Origin of the sequence: Piscibacillus halophilus (assembly GCF_900110685.1) — a bacterium.
Classification (GTDB): domain Bacteria; phylum Bacillota; class Bacilli; order Bacillales; family Alkalibacillaceae; genus Piscibacillus; species Piscibacillus halophilus.
This window is the reverse complement of record NZ_FOES01000002.1, coordinates 148,565-164,294: the sequence shown is the minus strand read 5'-3', so window position 1 is coordinate 164,294 and position 15,730 is coordinate 148,565. Positions and strand designations below refer to the sequence as shown.

The 15,730-nt window shown below is 35.9% G+C and carries 13 protein-coding genes; 12 read left to right on the top strand and 1 reads right to left on the bottom strand.

Annotated features, from left to right (window positions below; genetic code table 11):
• Positions 1-5: 5 nt before the first annotated feature.
• The 5 genes from recN (at position 6) to BMY57_RS02080 (ending at position 6,315) form a co-directional block, all read left to right on the top strand.
• Positions 6-1,721, top strand: a complete 1,716-nt coding sequence (gene recN, locus BMY57_RS02100) for a DNA repair protein RecN (RefSeq protein WP_091772357.1) — start codon at positions 6-8, stop codon at positions 1,719-1,721.
• Between the two features lie 216 nt (positions 1,722-1,937).
• Positions 1,938-3,011 carry a SpoIVB peptidase gene (gene spoIVB, locus BMY57_RS02095; protein ID WP_246247397.1) on the top strand — a complete coding sequence of 358 codons (1,074 nt, stop codon included), beginning with the start codon at positions 1,938-1,940 and terminating at the stop codon, positions 3,009-3,011.
• A 217-nt stretch (positions 3,012-3,228) separates the two neighbouring features.
• Positions 3,229-4,017, top strand: coding sequence for a sporulation transcription factor Spo0A (gene spo0A / locus BMY57_RS02090; protein WP_091772355.1), 789 nt, complete (start codon positions 3,229-3,231; stop codon positions 4,015-4,017).
• A 185-nt stretch (positions 4,018-4,202) separates the two neighbouring features.
• Positions 4,203-5,567: an aspartate kinase gene (locus BMY57_RS02085; RefSeq protein ID WP_091772354.1), complete on the top strand. Its 1,365-nt coding sequence runs from the start codon at positions 4,203-4,205 to the stop codon at positions 5,565-5,567.
• Between the two features lie 259 nt (positions 5,568-5,826).
• Positions 5,827-6,315 (top strand): NUDIX hydrolase, encoded by a 489-nt coding sequence (locus tag BMY57_RS02080; RefSeq protein ID WP_091772353.1) that lies wholly within the window; start codon positions 5,827-5,829, stop codon positions 6,313-6,315.
• Between the two features lie 397 nt (positions 6,316-6,712).
• Here BMY57_RS02080 and BMY57_RS02075 read toward each other — a convergent pair whose 3' ends face one another.
• On the bottom strand, positions 6,713-6,949 hold the full coding sequence (locus BMY57_RS02075) for a DUF2627 domain-containing protein (protein WP_091772352.1): 237 nt from the start codon (positions 6,947-6,949) through the stop codon (positions 6,713-6,715).
• 135 nt (positions 6,950-7,084) lie between these two features.
• Between BMY57_RS02075 and BMY57_RS02070 the strand changes: the two genes are divergently transcribed.
• The 7 genes from BMY57_RS02070 to BMY57_RS02040 are packed head-to-tail and all read left to right on the top strand — an operon-like array spanning position 7,085 to position 15,721.
• Positions 7,085-9,133, top strand: coding sequence for a sigma 54-interacting transcriptional regulator (locus tag BMY57_RS02070; RefSeq protein ID WP_091772351.1), 2,049 nt, complete (start codon positions 7,085-7,087; stop codon positions 9,131-9,133).
• A gap of 23 nt (positions 9,134-9,156) precedes the next feature.
• On the top strand, positions 9,157-10,056 hold the full coding sequence (locus BMY57_RS02065; protein WP_091772413.1) for a bifunctional enoyl-CoA hydratase/phosphate acetyltransferase: 900 nt from the start codon (positions 9,157-9,159) through the stop codon (positions 10,054-10,056).
• Between the two features lie 21 nt (positions 10,057-10,077).
• On the top strand, positions 10,078-11,178 hold the full coding sequence (locus BMY57_RS02060; RefSeq protein ID WP_091772350.1) for a Leu/Phe/Val dehydrogenase: 1,101 nt from the start codon (positions 10,078-10,080) through the stop codon (positions 11,176-11,178).
• Positions 11,179-11,209: 31 nt separating this feature from the next.
• Entirely contained in the window at positions 11,210-12,286 is a 1,077-nt protein-coding gene (gene buk, locus BMY57_RS02055; protein WP_246247547.1) for a butyrate kinase, read from the top strand.
• A gap of 2 nt (positions 12,287-12,288) precedes the next feature.
• Entirely contained in the window at positions 12,289-13,710 is a 1,422-nt protein-coding gene (gene lpdA, locus BMY57_RS02050) for a dihydrolipoyl dehydrogenase (protein ID WP_091772348.1), read from the top strand.
• Positions 13,711-13,730: 20 nt separating this feature from the next.
• Positions 13,731-14,735 (top strand): thiamine pyrophosphate-dependent dehydrogenase E1 component subunit alpha, encoded by a 1,005-nt coding sequence (locus BMY57_RS02045; protein ID WP_091772347.1) that lies wholly within the window; start codon positions 13,731-13,733, stop codon positions 14,733-14,735.
• A gap of 2 nt (positions 14,736-14,737) precedes the next feature.
• Positions 14,738-15,721 (top strand): alpha-ketoacid dehydrogenase subunit beta, encoded by a 984-nt coding sequence (locus BMY57_RS02040; RefSeq protein ID WP_091772346.1) that lies wholly within the window; start codon positions 14,738-14,740, stop codon positions 15,719-15,721.
• Positions 15,722-15,730: the final 9 nt, after the last annotated feature.

The window sequence follows — 15,730 nt, the reverse complement described above, 5'->3', positions numbered from 1 at the left end:
CTAACGTGTTGGCAGAAATTAACATTGAAAATTTTGCAATCATCGATGAAATATCTTTAATCTTTCAAGATGGGTTAACGGTTCTAACTGGAGAAACAGGAGCTGGTAAATCCATTATAATTGATGCTATTCAGTTATTAGCTGGTGCTAGAGCTTCTGTAGAATTCGTTCGTCACGAAGCAGATCAAGCCAATTTAGAGGGAATCTTTTTCATCGATGATTCAAATCACCCTGTCTACAACGTAATGAAACAATTTGATTTACCAATAGATGAGGAAGGTAGTATCATACTTCAACGTCAGATTACATCAAAGGGTAAAAGTATTTGTCGTGTTAATGGTAAGCTCATTACGTTAGGGATCCTCAAAGAAATTGGACAATCTTTAATTGATATACATAGTCAACATGAAACACAGTCTTTAATGCAACCGGAGAAACATATTGAATTACTCGATCACTATAAAGTAGAAAAAATTTCTCAAGCAAAGGAATCTTATTTAAAATTATTTTATGATTATGAGCGTTTACTAAAACGTTTTAAAGAATTATCCGAGAATGAACAAGAAATTGCACAACGTATTGATCTAATTAAATTTCAATTAAATGAATTGCATGAAGCAGGGTTAGAGCTGGATGAAGATGATCGTTTAGAGGAAGAGAGGCAACAATTAGCTAATTTTGAGCGGATTTTTGATAGCCTCCAATCAACATATTATGCCTTGTATGGAGAAAGTAAAGGATTAGATTACCTTAGCCATGCCATGACTTCTTTAGAGCAATTAGAAGATGTAAATGATACCTACAAGCATCTTTCAGAACAACTAAAATCAAATTATTATGTTATTGAAGAATTATCTTTTGAAATAAGAAATCATTTAGACCAGCTTGAATTTCAACCCGAGCGTTTAAATGAAATTGAAAAAAGGTTGCATGAAATTAATAGGTTAAAGAGAAAATATGGTAAAGGCGTAAATGAATTATTAGAGCTCATGGCAAAAATGGAAGAAGAATTGGAGCAATTAGAAAATAAAGATACCCATATTCAAGCATTAGAGAATCAAATTAAAGAAGTTGAAAAAGACACTTTAATGGAGGCAGAACAGTTACATCAAGTTCGTAAAGAAATAAGCGACGAATTATGTGCTGCCATACACCAAGAATTAAAGGATTTATATTTGGATAAATCACAGTTCAATGTATCTTTTGACACATTCACTGGACATATTCATTGGAAAGACCAATCCATTAAGTTGACGAAAAATGGATTAGATCAAGTACAATTTATGATCAGTACAAATCCTGGAGAACCTTTAAAACCGTTACAAAAGGTTGCCTCAGGTGGTGAAATTTCTAGGATCATGCTGGCCCTAAAAAGGATTTTTGCTGAGCATCAAAATATGACCAGTGTTATTTTTGACGAAGTGGATACTGGTGTAAGTGGTAGAGTGGCCCAAGCTATTGCACAGAAGATTCATCAAATATCTAATGAATCCCAAGTATTATGTATTACACATTTACCTCAAGTTGCTGCCATGGCTGATCATCACTTATTAATTGAAAAAAATCAAAAGCAAAATCGTACGACTACTTCTGTGATAAAGCTTAATCGTGAACAATCTGTATTAGAAATAAGTAGGATGATGTCTGGCACAGAGATTACGGATACTACTTTACAACATGCTGAAGAATTAATTGAACAAGCTAAACAAAGCGTTAATTAAATAACTATTAAAAATCGCCTTTTGTACGTATACTAAGGGCGATTTTTATTTTCTAACCGTTTCAATTTTGCCACTTTTAAGAGCTCGGTATATACAAATCAATTATACGTAAAGAAGGAAAAGTTAAACTGTATTACATGTGTTTTAATCGTTTAAAAAGGGTGCGAAATGCTCAAATTAAGCTTACAGCTTGATCAAGAAATGAGGAGTGTGAATATGAAAAAGTCTCGCCACATTATACATTTACTTCTCCTTGTTTCGTTTTTTATTCCATTTTCGCATGTTGACGCAGTTTCCGCCGAAACCGTTAAAGAATTGATCCCAGGTGGTCAATCTATAGGTGTTAAATTACACACAACTGGGGTTATTGTTGTTGGATTTAGTCCCGTTGAAACATCAGACGGAAAAGTATCGTCTGCAGAAGATGCAGGAGTCAAAACAGGTGATATTATCCTTCAAGTGAATGGTGACAAAGTGGATAATATGAACGCATTTGTACAAAAGATGAAGAAATTAGAGGAAAGTAAAAAGCCTGTGGAGTTACTCATCAAACGAGAAGAACACATCTTTCCTCTTTCGATAAAACCCGTTTATGATAGTGAGGATGAAGCATACCGATTAGGGTTATTTATTCGCGATGCTACGGCTGGTATCGGTACATTAACCTTCTTCGACCCAGATTCGAAAAAATATGGTGCTTTAGGCCATGTCATTATGGATCATCAGACCAAAAAACCAATTGATATTTATAATGGTAAAATTGTTCCTTCTGACATTACCTCGATAAATAAAGGTAAAAATGGTACACCTGGAGAAAAGAAGGCCCGCTTTTCTATGGAGGATGAAAGTTTAGGTACCATTCAAAGGAATAGTGATTATGGTATTTTTGGTAAGTTAAATGATGCTTCATTCTTGGATGATCACCATAAACCAATTCCTGTTGCTCCATCAAATGAGGTCAAAGAAGGTAAAGCAGAAATTTTAACCGTTGTGGAAGACGACGAAGTAAAATCTTTTGATATAGAAATTATAAGCAGTGTACCAAGTAAGAACCCAGAAACTAAAGGTATGGTTATTAAAATTACTGATAAAGAACTACTCAATAAAACCGGTGGAATAGTACAAGGCATGAGTGGAAGTCCCATTATTCAAAATGGCAAACTTGTAGGAGCAGTTACTCATGTTTTCTTAAATGACCCGACAAGCGGTTACGGCGTGCATGTTGAATGGATGTTAAATGAAGCAGGATTGCAAATAGAAAGCGACCAAGAGTTAGATGAAGCCAGCTAACAAAGTCACCTTTTGGTGGCTTTGTTTTTTTATCAAATAATTAAATCGACAAAAGATTTTTTGAAATCGAGAAAAATGTCGTAACTTGAAGAAATAAAGAGAATTTGAATAAAAATATAAATATTTTAATTTTTTTTTGGATAAAAGAAGGATTTTTAAGAATTGCATGGAATAAGGTTAAGTGAAGAAGGAAGAATTTTCTGGGAGGTTACAGTTAATGGAAAAAGTACGTATAGGGATTGCAGATGATAATCGTGAATTAGTCACCATGTTGGAGAATTACTTTAACGAGGAGGAAATGGTCGAAGTCGTAGGTACAGCTTATAACGGTAGAGAATGCTTAACCATGATTGAAGAAACCAACCCAGACGTTCTCATCTTAGATATTATTATGCCCCATGTGGACGGATTAGCTGTTTTAGAGAAGATGCGTGACCTTGATATCGATGAATTTCCTAATGTCATTATGTTAACAGCATTTGGTCATGAATCAGTGACGAAAAAAGCTGTTGAATTGGGTGCTACATATTACATGTTAAAGCCTTTTGACTTGGATTTATTGAATGAACAAGTTTTACAAGCAGCTGGTGCTGTTCAACAGTCACCTATTAAGAACATTCAACAGAGTAGTAAATCACCATCAACGAAAAAGATCGATTTAGATTCAAACATAACTTCCATCATTCATGAAGTGGGAGTGCCTGCACATATTAAAGGTTATTTATATTTAAGAGAAGCCATATCAATGGTTTATCATGATATTGAATTATTGGGTTCCATTACTAAAGTTCTTTATCCTGACATTGCGAAAAAATATAATACAACAGCATCTCGTGTCGAACGTGCTATTCGTCATGCGATAGAAGTTGCTTGGAACCGTGGAAATATTGATTCGTTATCATCTATATTTGGTTATACGGTTAGTGTTTCTAAAGCAAAACCTACAAATTCTGAGTTTATCGCAATGATTGCAGATAAATTACGATTGGAACATAAGGTTGGTTAATTGTGGATTAAGTAGCACCTCAATGGATGAGGTGCTATTTTTTTGCTTAATGACCTGTTCATTCTAAAAATACTCTGAATAATGTAGATAAACTCACTAGTCCTTGAGAAAATAACGTTTCATTTATCTAATTGCAAGTGATAAAATGTAAAAATGTATTACATATTTGGAAGGGGATTTCTTACATGAAAGTCGCAAAGTTTGGTGGGAGCTCTGTCGCAAGTGCAGACATGCTACAAAAAGTCGCAAACATTATTCAAGAAGATGCAGAACGAAAATTTATTGTAGTGTCAGCTCCAGGTAAACGTTTTGATGATGATATAAAAGTAACAGATTTATTTATTAAACTTGGGGAACAGCATATAAGTGGTAAGGAAACCGAAAGTACATTGCAACAAATTACAGAACGTTTTTTATCAATCACTAAAGAGTTGGACTTATCTGATGAAATTGTAGAACGTATTAAAAAAGAAACGACTTTTCTTTTAAAAGAAACAGGAAACACAGCGCACTTAAAAGATGCCCTTAAAGCAATGGGTGAAGATTCTTTAGCGCGCGTATTGAGTGCTTATTTAAATAAAATTGGTCTTAATGCAAATTATGTCAATCCAAAAGATGCTGGCATCATTGTAAGTGACCAGCCAGGAGATGCACAAGTATTAGACTCAAGTTATGAAAAAATTTATCAACTTAGGAATAAAGAAGGTATCTCAGTGATCCCTGGGTTCTTCGGATATACAGAAAAAGGAGTTTTAACAACATTTCCTAGGGGTGGATCAGATATAACAGGGTCCATTATCGCCGCAGGAGTAGAAGCAGATCTATATGAGAACTTTACGGATGTTAGCTCTGTCTATTGTGTAAATCCGAACATTGTTGAGAACCCTGTAGAAATTAAAGCTTTAACATATAAAGAAATGCGAGAATTATCCTATTCTGGTTTTTCAGTATTTCACGATGAAGCGTTAATACCTGCATTTAACAAAAACATTCCGGTATGTATTAAAAATACTAACGAACCTCAAGCGCCAGGTACGATGATTGTTGCTAAGAAAGAGAACTATAATGGTCCTGTTGTGGGTATTGCAAGTGATAAAGGCTTCTCGAGTATATATGTAGGGAAGTATTTAATGAACCGTGAACTTGGATTTGGTCGAAACCTTTTAAATATATTAGTCGAAGAAGGCATATCATTTGAACATGCTCCTTCTGGTATCGATAGTATGTCGGTTATTGTTCGTTCTAATCAATTAACAGAAAAGAAAGAAGAGCGATTAATACGTAGAATAAAACAAGAGCTTAATGTCGATAACATTAGTATTAATCATGGATTAGGGATGGTTGTCATCGTAGGTGAAGGAATGAGTCAGAGAGTTAATGTTGCGGCAATTGCTACGACGGCGATCGCGAAAGCAGGTGTCAATATTCAAATGATTAACCAAGGCTCTTCTGATGTTTCCATGATGTTTGGAATACGTGAAGAGGATATTGATGTAACGGTTAAATCACTTTATCAAGATTTTTTTGAATCCTCTATGCCGGTAAGATAATGAAATGAGGTTACCTTTATATAAAAGGGGCCGAACTTTAGGTTGTTTAATTTCATACCTAAAGTTCGGCTTCTTTTGTGTCAAAATGCTTCGCAGGCACGACTACAACTGTTGCAACATCGAACTGATCCAGACTTCAGCGGTCTCTCATTTTTCCTGTTAACATGAAAAAAGCCTATATGGAATTTTATGTTAGAATATAGATGTATGTGATTCTTCTACTGACAAAAAAGAATAGAGTAGTAAGGGGAGAAAATACATGACTTCAAAATATGTCAATTGGGAAGAAGGAAAAGTAAAATTAACTTGGAAATTTGATAAACAAGTACCGCCAAGAGAACTGATAACAAGTGTCCATGGGTTTTGTTTTAAGGATGATAGTCTGTTATTAGTCAATTTAAACCATAGAGGTTGGGATTTTCCAGGAGGTCATATTGAGTTTGAAGAAACTCCTGAAGAGTGTTTAAAGCGTGAAGCATATGAAGAAGGATATGTTACTGGAAGTTGCTCTCTTTTAGGGCATCTTATAGTTGACCATAGTGAAAACCCAAAATGGAATGAAAAAAGTCCGTACCCAAAAGTAGGTTATCAAGTTTTTTATCGTATGAACATTGAGCAATTACATGATTTTAAAGCCAAGTATGAGTCAAGCAAAAGGATCTTTATAAATCCTAGTGAAGTAATGTATTATTATCACGATTGGAACGAACTTTATCAAGAAATACTTGATTATGCTACAAAGCAATAGTAATAATTTCAACAAAGACAACCCTAATAACAATTTCTTTTTTAACTAAACGGAACATTCAATTTCAAAAGCAGTAGTTCTCCCCAGTTCATTTTTACAACGAATGATATTTCCATTCCTCCTCAAGAGTATTTAACCTGGACTAGTTCTTATCCTACGTTCAGGAGCAACTCCGCCACGTTTACAAGACCTTCTAGTCTTCCTTGAATCAAGATGTTTCCGATTGAACTGAAAGAGTTTTCTCCAAGAGAAACAACAGAAATTGTGTATGTTAAATTCTATTTTCTTCAAGTAAGTCAAAGTAATTTTCGTAAACGTCTTTCCTAATTTGAAAAACCTCCCGTACATATGGCCTTATAATAAATGTTATACGGGATTTCTTCTTTATCCACATAGGTTATTTTTTAGTTTCAAAATGACCTTTAGTTTTGTTTTTCTTACGATCTCTATGTAAAAGGTATCCTCCAACAAATCCTATCCCAACAATAACAAATAAAATACCTGCAAATAATTGCACGAAAACGTTTATAAAAATGGACTCAACAATACCGAAAAATGAATCACGTATGAGTTTGATTCCATAAACGGAAAGGATACCAGGTATAAGTAAAACTAAAAATGCAATGATTCTCATGTTTAGACCCCTTTTCTATGTCCTTATGTAGTATACCATGATTTTCTAATAAAAAAAATGAAAATATCTTGCAATCCTAAAGCGCTTACATTATCATTAAAGTGTGCAAATTTTTGCAGGGTGTAGGTGGATGATATGCAAAATGTTGTTATAGTAGGGGCAGGTAAAGGTGGTACCGCGATTTTAAAGCTTTTTCAACAATTTGATATGTTGAACCTAAAAGCTGTAGCGGATATTAATTCACAAGCACCTGGACTTGAAATAGCTAAAAAAATAAATATAAATACATATACCGATTATCAGGACATGATTGATTCATCTGTTGATATAATAGTTGAGGCAACCGGTGATCAAGGTGTTTTCGAGCATTTGATGGAAATTAAACCAAATCAATGTGTGTTGATTCCAGGTACAATTGCCCATGTTATTTATCAGTTATTAGATGAGAAAGAATCACTAGTTGACCAAATAAAAAAAGCTACATCAATAAGAGAATTAGTCCTGAATTCAGTGCATGATGGGATGATTGTCATCAATAATGATGAGACCGTCACATTTGTGAACGATTCAGCTTGTCATATATTAGATATTCAAAAAAGTGATATGCTTGGTCGAAGGATTTTAGATGTCATACCTGAATCTAGATTACCGCATGTATTAAACACAAGAGAACAAGAAGTTAATCAACATTTAACACTATCTAATGAAAAAAAGGTTATTACAACACGCATTCCTTTAATAACCGAATCAGGTGATCTATTAGGTGCTTTTTCAGTATTTAAAGATATAACGGAAGTTGTCAGCTTGGCTGAGGAAATAACGAACCTTAAAGACATCCAGGTTATGTTAGAAGCGATAATTCAATCAAGTGAAGAAGCGATATCAGTTGTGGATGAAACGGGTCATGGGCTAATGATTAATCCTGCCTATACAAAAATTACAGGTTTAACTGAAAAAGATGTTATTGGTAAACCGGCGACCGCGGATATATCTGAAGGAGAAAGTATGCATTTAAGAGTTCTTGAAACGCGTCAAGCGGTTCGTGGGGCTAGAATGAAGGTAGGACCAAATAAACGAGATGTTTTAGTTAATGTTGCTCCCATTATAGTTGATGAAAAGTTAAAAGGTAGTGTGGGAGTGATTCATGATTTATCTGAAATTGAATCGTTAACTTCTGAATTAAAACGAGCTAGGCAAATTATACGTGATTTAGAAGCTAAGTATACTTTTGATGACATTGTGGCACATTCAAGTGATATGAAATTGGCATTAGAACAAGCTAAAGTAGGAGCTAAATCACCGACTAATGTACTATTAAGAGGCGAGCCTGGTACTGGTAAAGAATTAATAGCACATGCGATTCATAATGAAAGTAATCGAAAACATATGAAATTTATTCGGGTTAATTGTGCGTCGTATGATGAAGAGGTATTGGAAAAGTTATTATTCGGGGATGAACAAGGTGCACCTGAGCAAAGAAATGGGTATTTTGAAGAAGCTCATGGAGGCAGTATCTTTTTAGATGAAATTGGTGATCTTTCTCAAAGTCTTCAATCTAAAATTCTTAGGGTCATTGAGGATCAAACCATCATAAGAGTTAATGGACAAGAACCAATATTTGTTGAAGTTAGAATTATTGCCTCTACTAATGTTAATTTAGAGAAAGCTATCATGACTCAAGAGTTTAACGAACAGCTTTACTATCGTTTGAACAAATTTCCAATTAACATCCCTCCATTAAGGGAAAGATTAGAGGATTTGAAGCCATTAATTGACCATTTATTAAGTCATTTAAATGAAAATTATGGTCGAAATGTCAAAGGAATTTCTAATGAAGCACTGGATAAACTGAAAAAATATAATTATCCGGGTAATGTAAGAGAATTAGAAAATATAATTGGCCGAGCTATGATTAACATGGCTTTAGGAGAAGAAGTCATTCATGAAGACCATCTTCCACCTTTAAGAAAAACGTCATTAGATGACGTAGATATTTTTTATGAAACGTCTGATGACGAAATCATTCCATTGCAAGAAGCATTAGATGAGTTTGAGAGACAGTTATTGTTAGAAACACTTGAAAAGAATAACTTCATAAAGTCTAAAACAGCTAAACAACTAAATATATCCATAAGAAACTTATATTACAAAATGAAAAAATATAACATCGGAAAGGATAATTAAATAACACCATGAAAACAAAAGAAATGACATTAGATGGATTGGTCGAACAACTTTGTAATATGCGTGAGAAAAAAGTTGTAGCCGTTGCCGAAGCCACTAACGTTGAGACATTAAAAGCTGTAAAAGATGGAATTGGTCGCAATTTAGCGGGTTTTAAATTATTTGGAAATATAGAAGAGATTACAAATGCCGCTGAAGAAATTGGTTTAGATTTGAACAATGAAAAAATTACGCTACACCATGCTACGTCTGTTGAAAATGCAGTCGATAAAGCAGTTCAATCTGTTTCTGAAGAGCGATCTGATATATTAATGAAAGGTAATGTTGCAACTAAAATTGTTTTAAAGGCTGTTCTAAAAAAGGGTTCAGGCCTCAGAAACGGTCGCATTCTTTCGCACGTTGCTATGTTCGAAATGAAGGATCGCAATCGACTATTATTTTTAACAGATGCAGGTATGAATATAGCTCCTAGCTTGGAAGAAAAGGTGCAAATTATACAAAACGCGGTTGATGTTGTAAATAAGCTAGGGATTGAAAAACCAAAAGTGGCACCACTAGCTGCTGTAGAAATTGTGAATCCAGCTATGCAAGCATCTATTGATGCGGCAGTCCTATCTCAAATGCAAAAACGTGGTCAAATAACAAATTGTATTGTAGATGGACCATTAGCGTTTGATAACGCAATATCATTAGAATCTAAACAACAGAAAGGAATTCAATCAGATGTTGCGGGTGACGCAGATGTATTGCTTTGTCCTTATATTGAGGTAGGAAACACGCTATATAAATCATTTACTTATTTTGCTGGTGCAAAGGTAGCAGGTATTATAAGTGGGGCAAAGGCTCCAATCGTGTTAACTTCTCGAGCCGATTCGGCAGAGAGTAAAATATATTCTTTAGCATTTGCTTTATTATCATCTTAAAATATTGGGAGGAATACAGACATGGAAATATTTAAATATTTAGAGGATCAAGATTACGAACAGGTTGTTTTTTGCCAAGATAAAAATTCAGGATTAAAAGCGATTATTGCTATTCATGATACGACATTAGGTCCTGCATTAGGTGGTACACGTATGTGGACTTATGATTCTGAAGAAGATGCTATTATTGATGCATTACGTTTAGCAAAAGGGATGACTTATAAAAACGCAGCTGCTGGATTAAATCTAGGTGGCGGTAAAACAGTTATTATAGGGGATCCAAAGAAGGACAAAAACCCTGAAATGTTTAGAGCATTTGGTCGTTATATCCAAGGATTAAACGGTCGCTATATTACAGCTGAAGATGTAGGCACAACCGTTCAAGATATGGATACGATTTACATGGAAACAGATTACGTAACAGGTATTTCACCAGAATTCGGATCTTCAGGTAATCCATCTCCTGCAACAGCTTACGGTGTTTACTTAGGGATGAAAGCGACAGCGAAAGAAGCCTTCGGAAGTGACTCATTAGAAGGGAAAGTCGTGGCGGTTCAAGGTGTAGGAAATGTTGCTTATCATATGTGTAAACATCTACATGAAGAAGGTGCGAAGCTTATTGTTACAGATATAAATAAAGACTCTGTAAAACGTGCCATGGAAGATTTCGGAGCACATGCTGTTGACCCAGATGATATTTATGGTGTGGAGTGTGACATTTATGCACCATGTGCATTAGGAGCTACAATCAATGATGATACACTTTCACAAATAAAAGCGAAAGCCATTGCAGGTTCCGCAAACAACCAATTAGCTGAACCAAGACACGGAGAGAAGTTAAATGAGCTAGGTATTGTATATGCACCTGATTATGTCATTAACTCTGGTGGTGTCATCAATGTTGCTGATGAGTTAAATGGGTATAATCAAGATCGTGCGTTCAAACAGATTGAGAAAATTTATGATAGCTTAGAAAGAATCTTTGAAATTTCGAAGCGTGACAATATTCCAACTCATATTGCAGCTGATCGTATGGCTGAAGAACGTATCGAAAGTGTTAGTCGTTCTCGTAGTACATTCTTAAAAAACGAACACAGTATTATTTCAAGAAGAAATGGGTAACTTGGAGGAATCATCAGTGACAAACATTCGAATGCTTATCATCAATCCTGGATCTACATCAACGAAAATCGGTGTATTCGAAAATCATAAAAACATATTTGAGAAAACAATTCGCCATGATTTAAAAGAACTTAACCAATTCAATCGGATGATAGATCAATTCAAATTCCGGAAAGATATCATCTTAGATACTTTAGAGCAGGAAGGATTTAATTTATCTGATTTTAAGGCAATATGCGCTAGAGGTGGTTTGCTTAGACCAATTGAAGGTGGAACCTATATTGTATCTGAAGACATGGTTCACGATTTGAAAAACGGCTATAACGGTGAACATGCTTCTAATTTAGGTGGCTTAATTGCTTATGATATGGCTCAGGACCTTAAAGTTCCAGCATATATTGTTGACCCAGTTGTCGTCGATGAAATGCAACCAAAAGCCAAAATAAGTGGATTAAGTGAGCTACCTCGAAAAAGTATTTTTCATGCATTAAACCAAAAATCAGTCGCACGAAAAGTCGCTGAAGAGCTTAATAAGGCGTATGATAAGGCTAACTTAATCGTTTGCCATATGGGTGGAGGGATCACAGTTGGAGTCCACCAACATGGTAAAGTGATTGATGTAAACAATGGATTAGATGGAGAAGGTCCTTTTTCACCAGAACGTGCTGGTACCTTGCCAGCAGGGCAACTTGTTGATATGTGTTTTTCGGGGAATTATGATCAACAAACCATTAAGAAAAAATTAGTTGGTCAAGGTGGTTTAGTTGATCATTTAGGAACACAGGATGCGCTAGAAGTTGAAAAGCGCATCCAAAATGGCGATGATACTGCGAAAGCCATTTACGATGCGATGGCTTATCAAATTGCTAAAGAAATAGGATCTGCTAGTGTCGTCTTAAAAGGACAAGTAGATGCCATTGTACTAACTGGTGGATTAGCATACGGAGAAGACTTTGTTAAAAATATTACGAGTTATGTTGAATGGATCTCCGATGTTGTGGTTAAACCTGGGGAAAACGAACTGGAAGCGCTTGCAGAAGGAGCGTTAAGAGTATTAACAAATCAGGAAAAACCTAAAGAATATATAATTGAAAAGAAAGGAGTTTAGAAATGGCTCTAGAATATGATGTGGTCGTCCTTGGTGGCGGCACTGGGGGATATGTTTCGGCTATACGTGCAAGTCAATTAGGCTTGAAAGTAGCCATAGTGGAAAAAGGTAATCTAGGAGGGACCTGCCTACACAACGGCTGTATCCCTTCTAAAGCATTATTACGTAGTGCTGAAGTGTTTAAACAGACTAAAGAAGCTGAACAGTTTGGAATTATGACTGAAAATACCTCGTTAAACTTTGATAAAGTACAGGAGCGTAAACAATCCATTGTAGATCAATTACATAAAGGCGTACAAGGTTTAATGAAAAAAGGAAAGATTGATGTCTTTGAGGGCTTTGGTAGAATTCTTGGTCCAAGTATTTTTTCACCTACAGCCGGTACGATATCAGTGGAACGTAATGATGGTGAAGAAAACACAATAATTATTCCTAAAAACGTTATTATTGCTACTGGATCAAAACCAAAATCTTTACCAGGATTAGATTTAGATGGTGAATTAATCCTATCTTCTGATCACGCCTTAAAATTAGAAGAACTTCCAGAATCCATCTTAATTGTTGGTGGAGGAGTCATTGGTATCGAATGGGCTTCAATGCTTGCAGACTTCGGTGTAGAGGTTACGGTATTAGAATATATGGATCGAATCCTTCCAACTGAGGATGAAGATATTTCAAAAGAGGCTCAGAAATTATTAAAGAAAAAAGGAATTAAGTTTGTAACTGGAGCTAAAGTCCTTCCAGACACGCTTGAAAAAGGTGAAAATGTTACGATTCAGGCTGAATATAAAGGTGAGCAGCAATCGTTTACAGCTGACAAAATGCTCGTATCTGTCGGGCGCGCACCGAACATCGATAATATAGGTTTAGAGAATACAGATATCATTGTTGATAATGGTTCTATTAAAACCAATCAATTTTACCAAACAAAAGAATCTCATATTTATGCCATTGGAGATGTCATCGGTGGAATGCAGTTAGCACATGTTGCTTCTCACGAAGGGATAGTAGCTGTTGAACATATAGCGAATGAAAATCCACTCGCTATTAATTATGATCATATCTCAACATGTATATATTCGAATCCTGAGGTTGCAAGCGTTGGACTTACAGAACAACAAGCCAAAGATCAAGGCTATGATGTAAAAGTCGGAAAGTTCCCTTTCCAAGCAATTGGAAAAGCACTTGTATATGGTGAAAAAGATGGTTTTGTAAAAATCATTGCTGACAAACAGACAGAAGATTTATTAGGCGTGCATATGATTGGTCCACATGTGACAGATATGATTTCTGAAGCTGGGCTGGCTCAAGTATTAGATGCTACTCCATGGGAAGTCGCACATTCTATTCACCCTCATCCAACATTATCAGAGGTGATCGGTGAAGCAGCGTTAGCTGTAGATGGTAAACAAATTCATGGATAAAAAACAAGGGAGGTCTTAAGATGGGAAAGAATCGTCATGAAGAATTAGGTTTAACTGATGAGCAAGTATTGGATATGTATCGCACCATGTTATTAGCTCGTAAAATTGATGAAAGAATGTGGTTATTAAACCGTGCAGGTAAAATTCCTTTCGTAATTTCTTGTCAAGGTCAAGAAGCTGCTCAAATCGGAGCTGCATATGCTTTAGACCGTGACAAGGATTATGCTGCACCATATTATCGTGATATGGGTGTTGTCTTAGCTTTTGGAATGACTACTCAAGAACTGTTTTTATCAGGGTTTGCAAAGGCTGAAGATCCGAACTCTGGTGGCCGACAAATGCCTGGACACTTTGGTCAGAAGAAAAATCGCATCTTAACAGGTTCCTCACCAGTTACTACTCAATTGCCTCATGCAGTAGGTGTTGCGTTAGCGGGGAAAATGGAAGAAAAGGATTTTGTATCGTTTGTAACATTAGGAGAAGGTTCTTCAAACCAAGGAGATTTCCATGAAGGATTAAACTTTGCAGGTGTTCATAAACTGCCAGTTATTACAATGGTTGAAAACAACAAGTATGCCATTTCTGTCCCGCTAGAACGTCAGGTAGCATCGGAAACAGTTGCAGATCGTGCTAAAAGTTATGGTATGCCAGGTTACCAAGTAAATGGTAATGATCCTTTAGAAGTGTTTAAAGTTGTAAAAGAAGCAAGGGAACGTGCAGTCAATGGTGAAGGTCCTACACTTGTTGAAGCTGTTACAAACCGACTAACTGCTCATTCAAGTGATGATGATCACACAGCTTACCGTGACAAAGAAGAAATTGAAGAGATGAAGAAAAATGATTGTGTATTATTTTTCTCTCAGTATTTAAAAGACTGTGGAATTCTAACAGATGAAAAAGAAGAAGAACTTAAGAAAGAATTAGATAAAGAAATTAATGAAGCGACAGATTATGCTGAAAACGCAGCATATGCAGAAGCAGAAAGCGCATTAAAATATGTTTACGCTGAAGAGGGAGGGGAATAAAGATGCCGGTAAAGTCGTATATTCAAGCTGTAACGCAGGCAATGCGTGAAGAAATGGAACGTGACGAAAAGGTCTTTGTTTTAGGTGAAGACGTAGGAAAAAAAGGCGGCGTTTTTAAAGCAACTGAAGGTCTTTATGATCAATTCGGTGAGCAGCGTGTCATCGATACACCTTTAGCTGAATCTGCGATAGCGGGTGTAGGAATTGGAGCTGCCATGTACGGTATGAGACCAATTGCGGAAATGCAGTTTGCTGATTTTATTATGCCTGCGGTTAATCAGATTATTTCAGAAGCGGCAAGAATTCGTTATCGTTCTAACAATGACTGGCATTGTCCGATTACGATTCGCGCTCCTTATGGTGGGGGAGTTCACGGTGCATTATATCATTCACAATCGGTTGAAGCGGTGTTCGCTAACCAACCTGGACTTAAAATTGTCATGCCTTCAACACCGTATGATGCTAAAGGATTATTAAAAGCGGCTATTCGTGATGAAGACCCTGTTTTATTCTTTGAACATAAACGTGCTTATCGATTATTAAAAGGAGAAGTACCTGATGACGATTACGTCCTCCCTATAGGTAAAGCAGATGTGAAGCGTGAAGGTGACGATATTACCGTCATTACGTATGGACTATGTGTTAATTTCGCATTACAAGCTGCTGAAAAATTAGAAGAAGAAGGTATTTCTGCTCATATTTTAGATTTAAGAACAGTGTATCCTCTTGATCAAGATGCGATTATTGAAGCAGCTAAAAAGACTGGAAAAGTCCTGCTCGTTACTGAAGACAACAAAGAAGGAAGCATTATGAGTGAAGTAGCAGCGATCATTTCAGAGAATTGCCTATTCGAACTTGATTCTCCTATTAGAAGGTTAGCTGGACCAGATGTACCTGCGATGCCGTATGCACCTACGATGGAGAAGTTCTTTATGGTTAATCCTGATAAAGTCGAAGAAGCCATGCGTGATTTAGCTGAATTTTAATTGATAAGG

Bases quoted from the DNA above. Each gene is read 5' to 3' on its own strand.
- spoIVB (WP_246247397.1), top strand. From the start codon at position 1,938: ATGAAAAAGTCTCGCCACATTATACATTTACTTCTCCTTGTTTCGTTT.
- spo0A (WP_091772355.1), top strand. From the start codon at position 3,229: ATGGAAAAAGTACGTATAGGGATTGCAGATGATAATCGTGAATTAGTC.
- BMY57_RS02085 (WP_091772354.1), top strand. From the start codon at position 4,203: ATGAAAGTCGCAAAGTTTGGTGGGAGCTCTGTCGCAAGTGCAGACATG.
- BMY57_RS02080 (WP_091772353.1), top strand. From the start codon at position 5,827: ATGACTTCAAAATATGTCAATTGGGAAGAAGGAAAAGTAAAATTAACT.
- BMY57_RS02075 (WP_091772352.1), bottom strand. From the start codon at position 6,949: ATGAGAATCATTGCATTTTTAGTTTTACTTATACCTGGTATCCTTTCC.
- BMY57_RS02070 (WP_091772351.1), top strand. From the start codon at position 7,085: ATGCAAAATGTTGTTATAGTAGGGGCAGGTAAAGGTGGTACCGCGATT.
- BMY57_RS02065 (WP_091772413.1), top strand. From the start codon at position 9,157: ATGACATTAGATGGATTGGTCGAACAACTTTGTAATATGCGTGAGAAA.
- BMY57_RS02060 (WP_091772350.1), top strand. From the start codon at position 10,078: ATGGAAATATTTAAATATTTAGAGGATCAAGATTACGAACAGGTTGTT.
- buk (WP_246247547.1), top strand. From the start codon at position 11,210: ATGCTTATCATCAATCCTGGATCTACATCAACGAAAATCGGTGTATTC.
- lpdA (WP_091772348.1), top strand. From the start codon at position 12,289: ATGGCTCTAGAATATGATGTGGTCGTCCTTGGTGGCGGCACTGGGGGA.
- BMY57_RS02045 (WP_091772347.1), top strand. From the start codon at position 13,731: ATGGGAAAGAATCGTCATGAAGAATTAGGTTTAACTGATGAGCAAGTA.
- BMY57_RS02040 (WP_091772346.1), top strand. From the start codon at position 14,738: ATGCCGGTAAAGTCGTATATTCAAGCTGTAACGCAGGCAATGCGTGAA.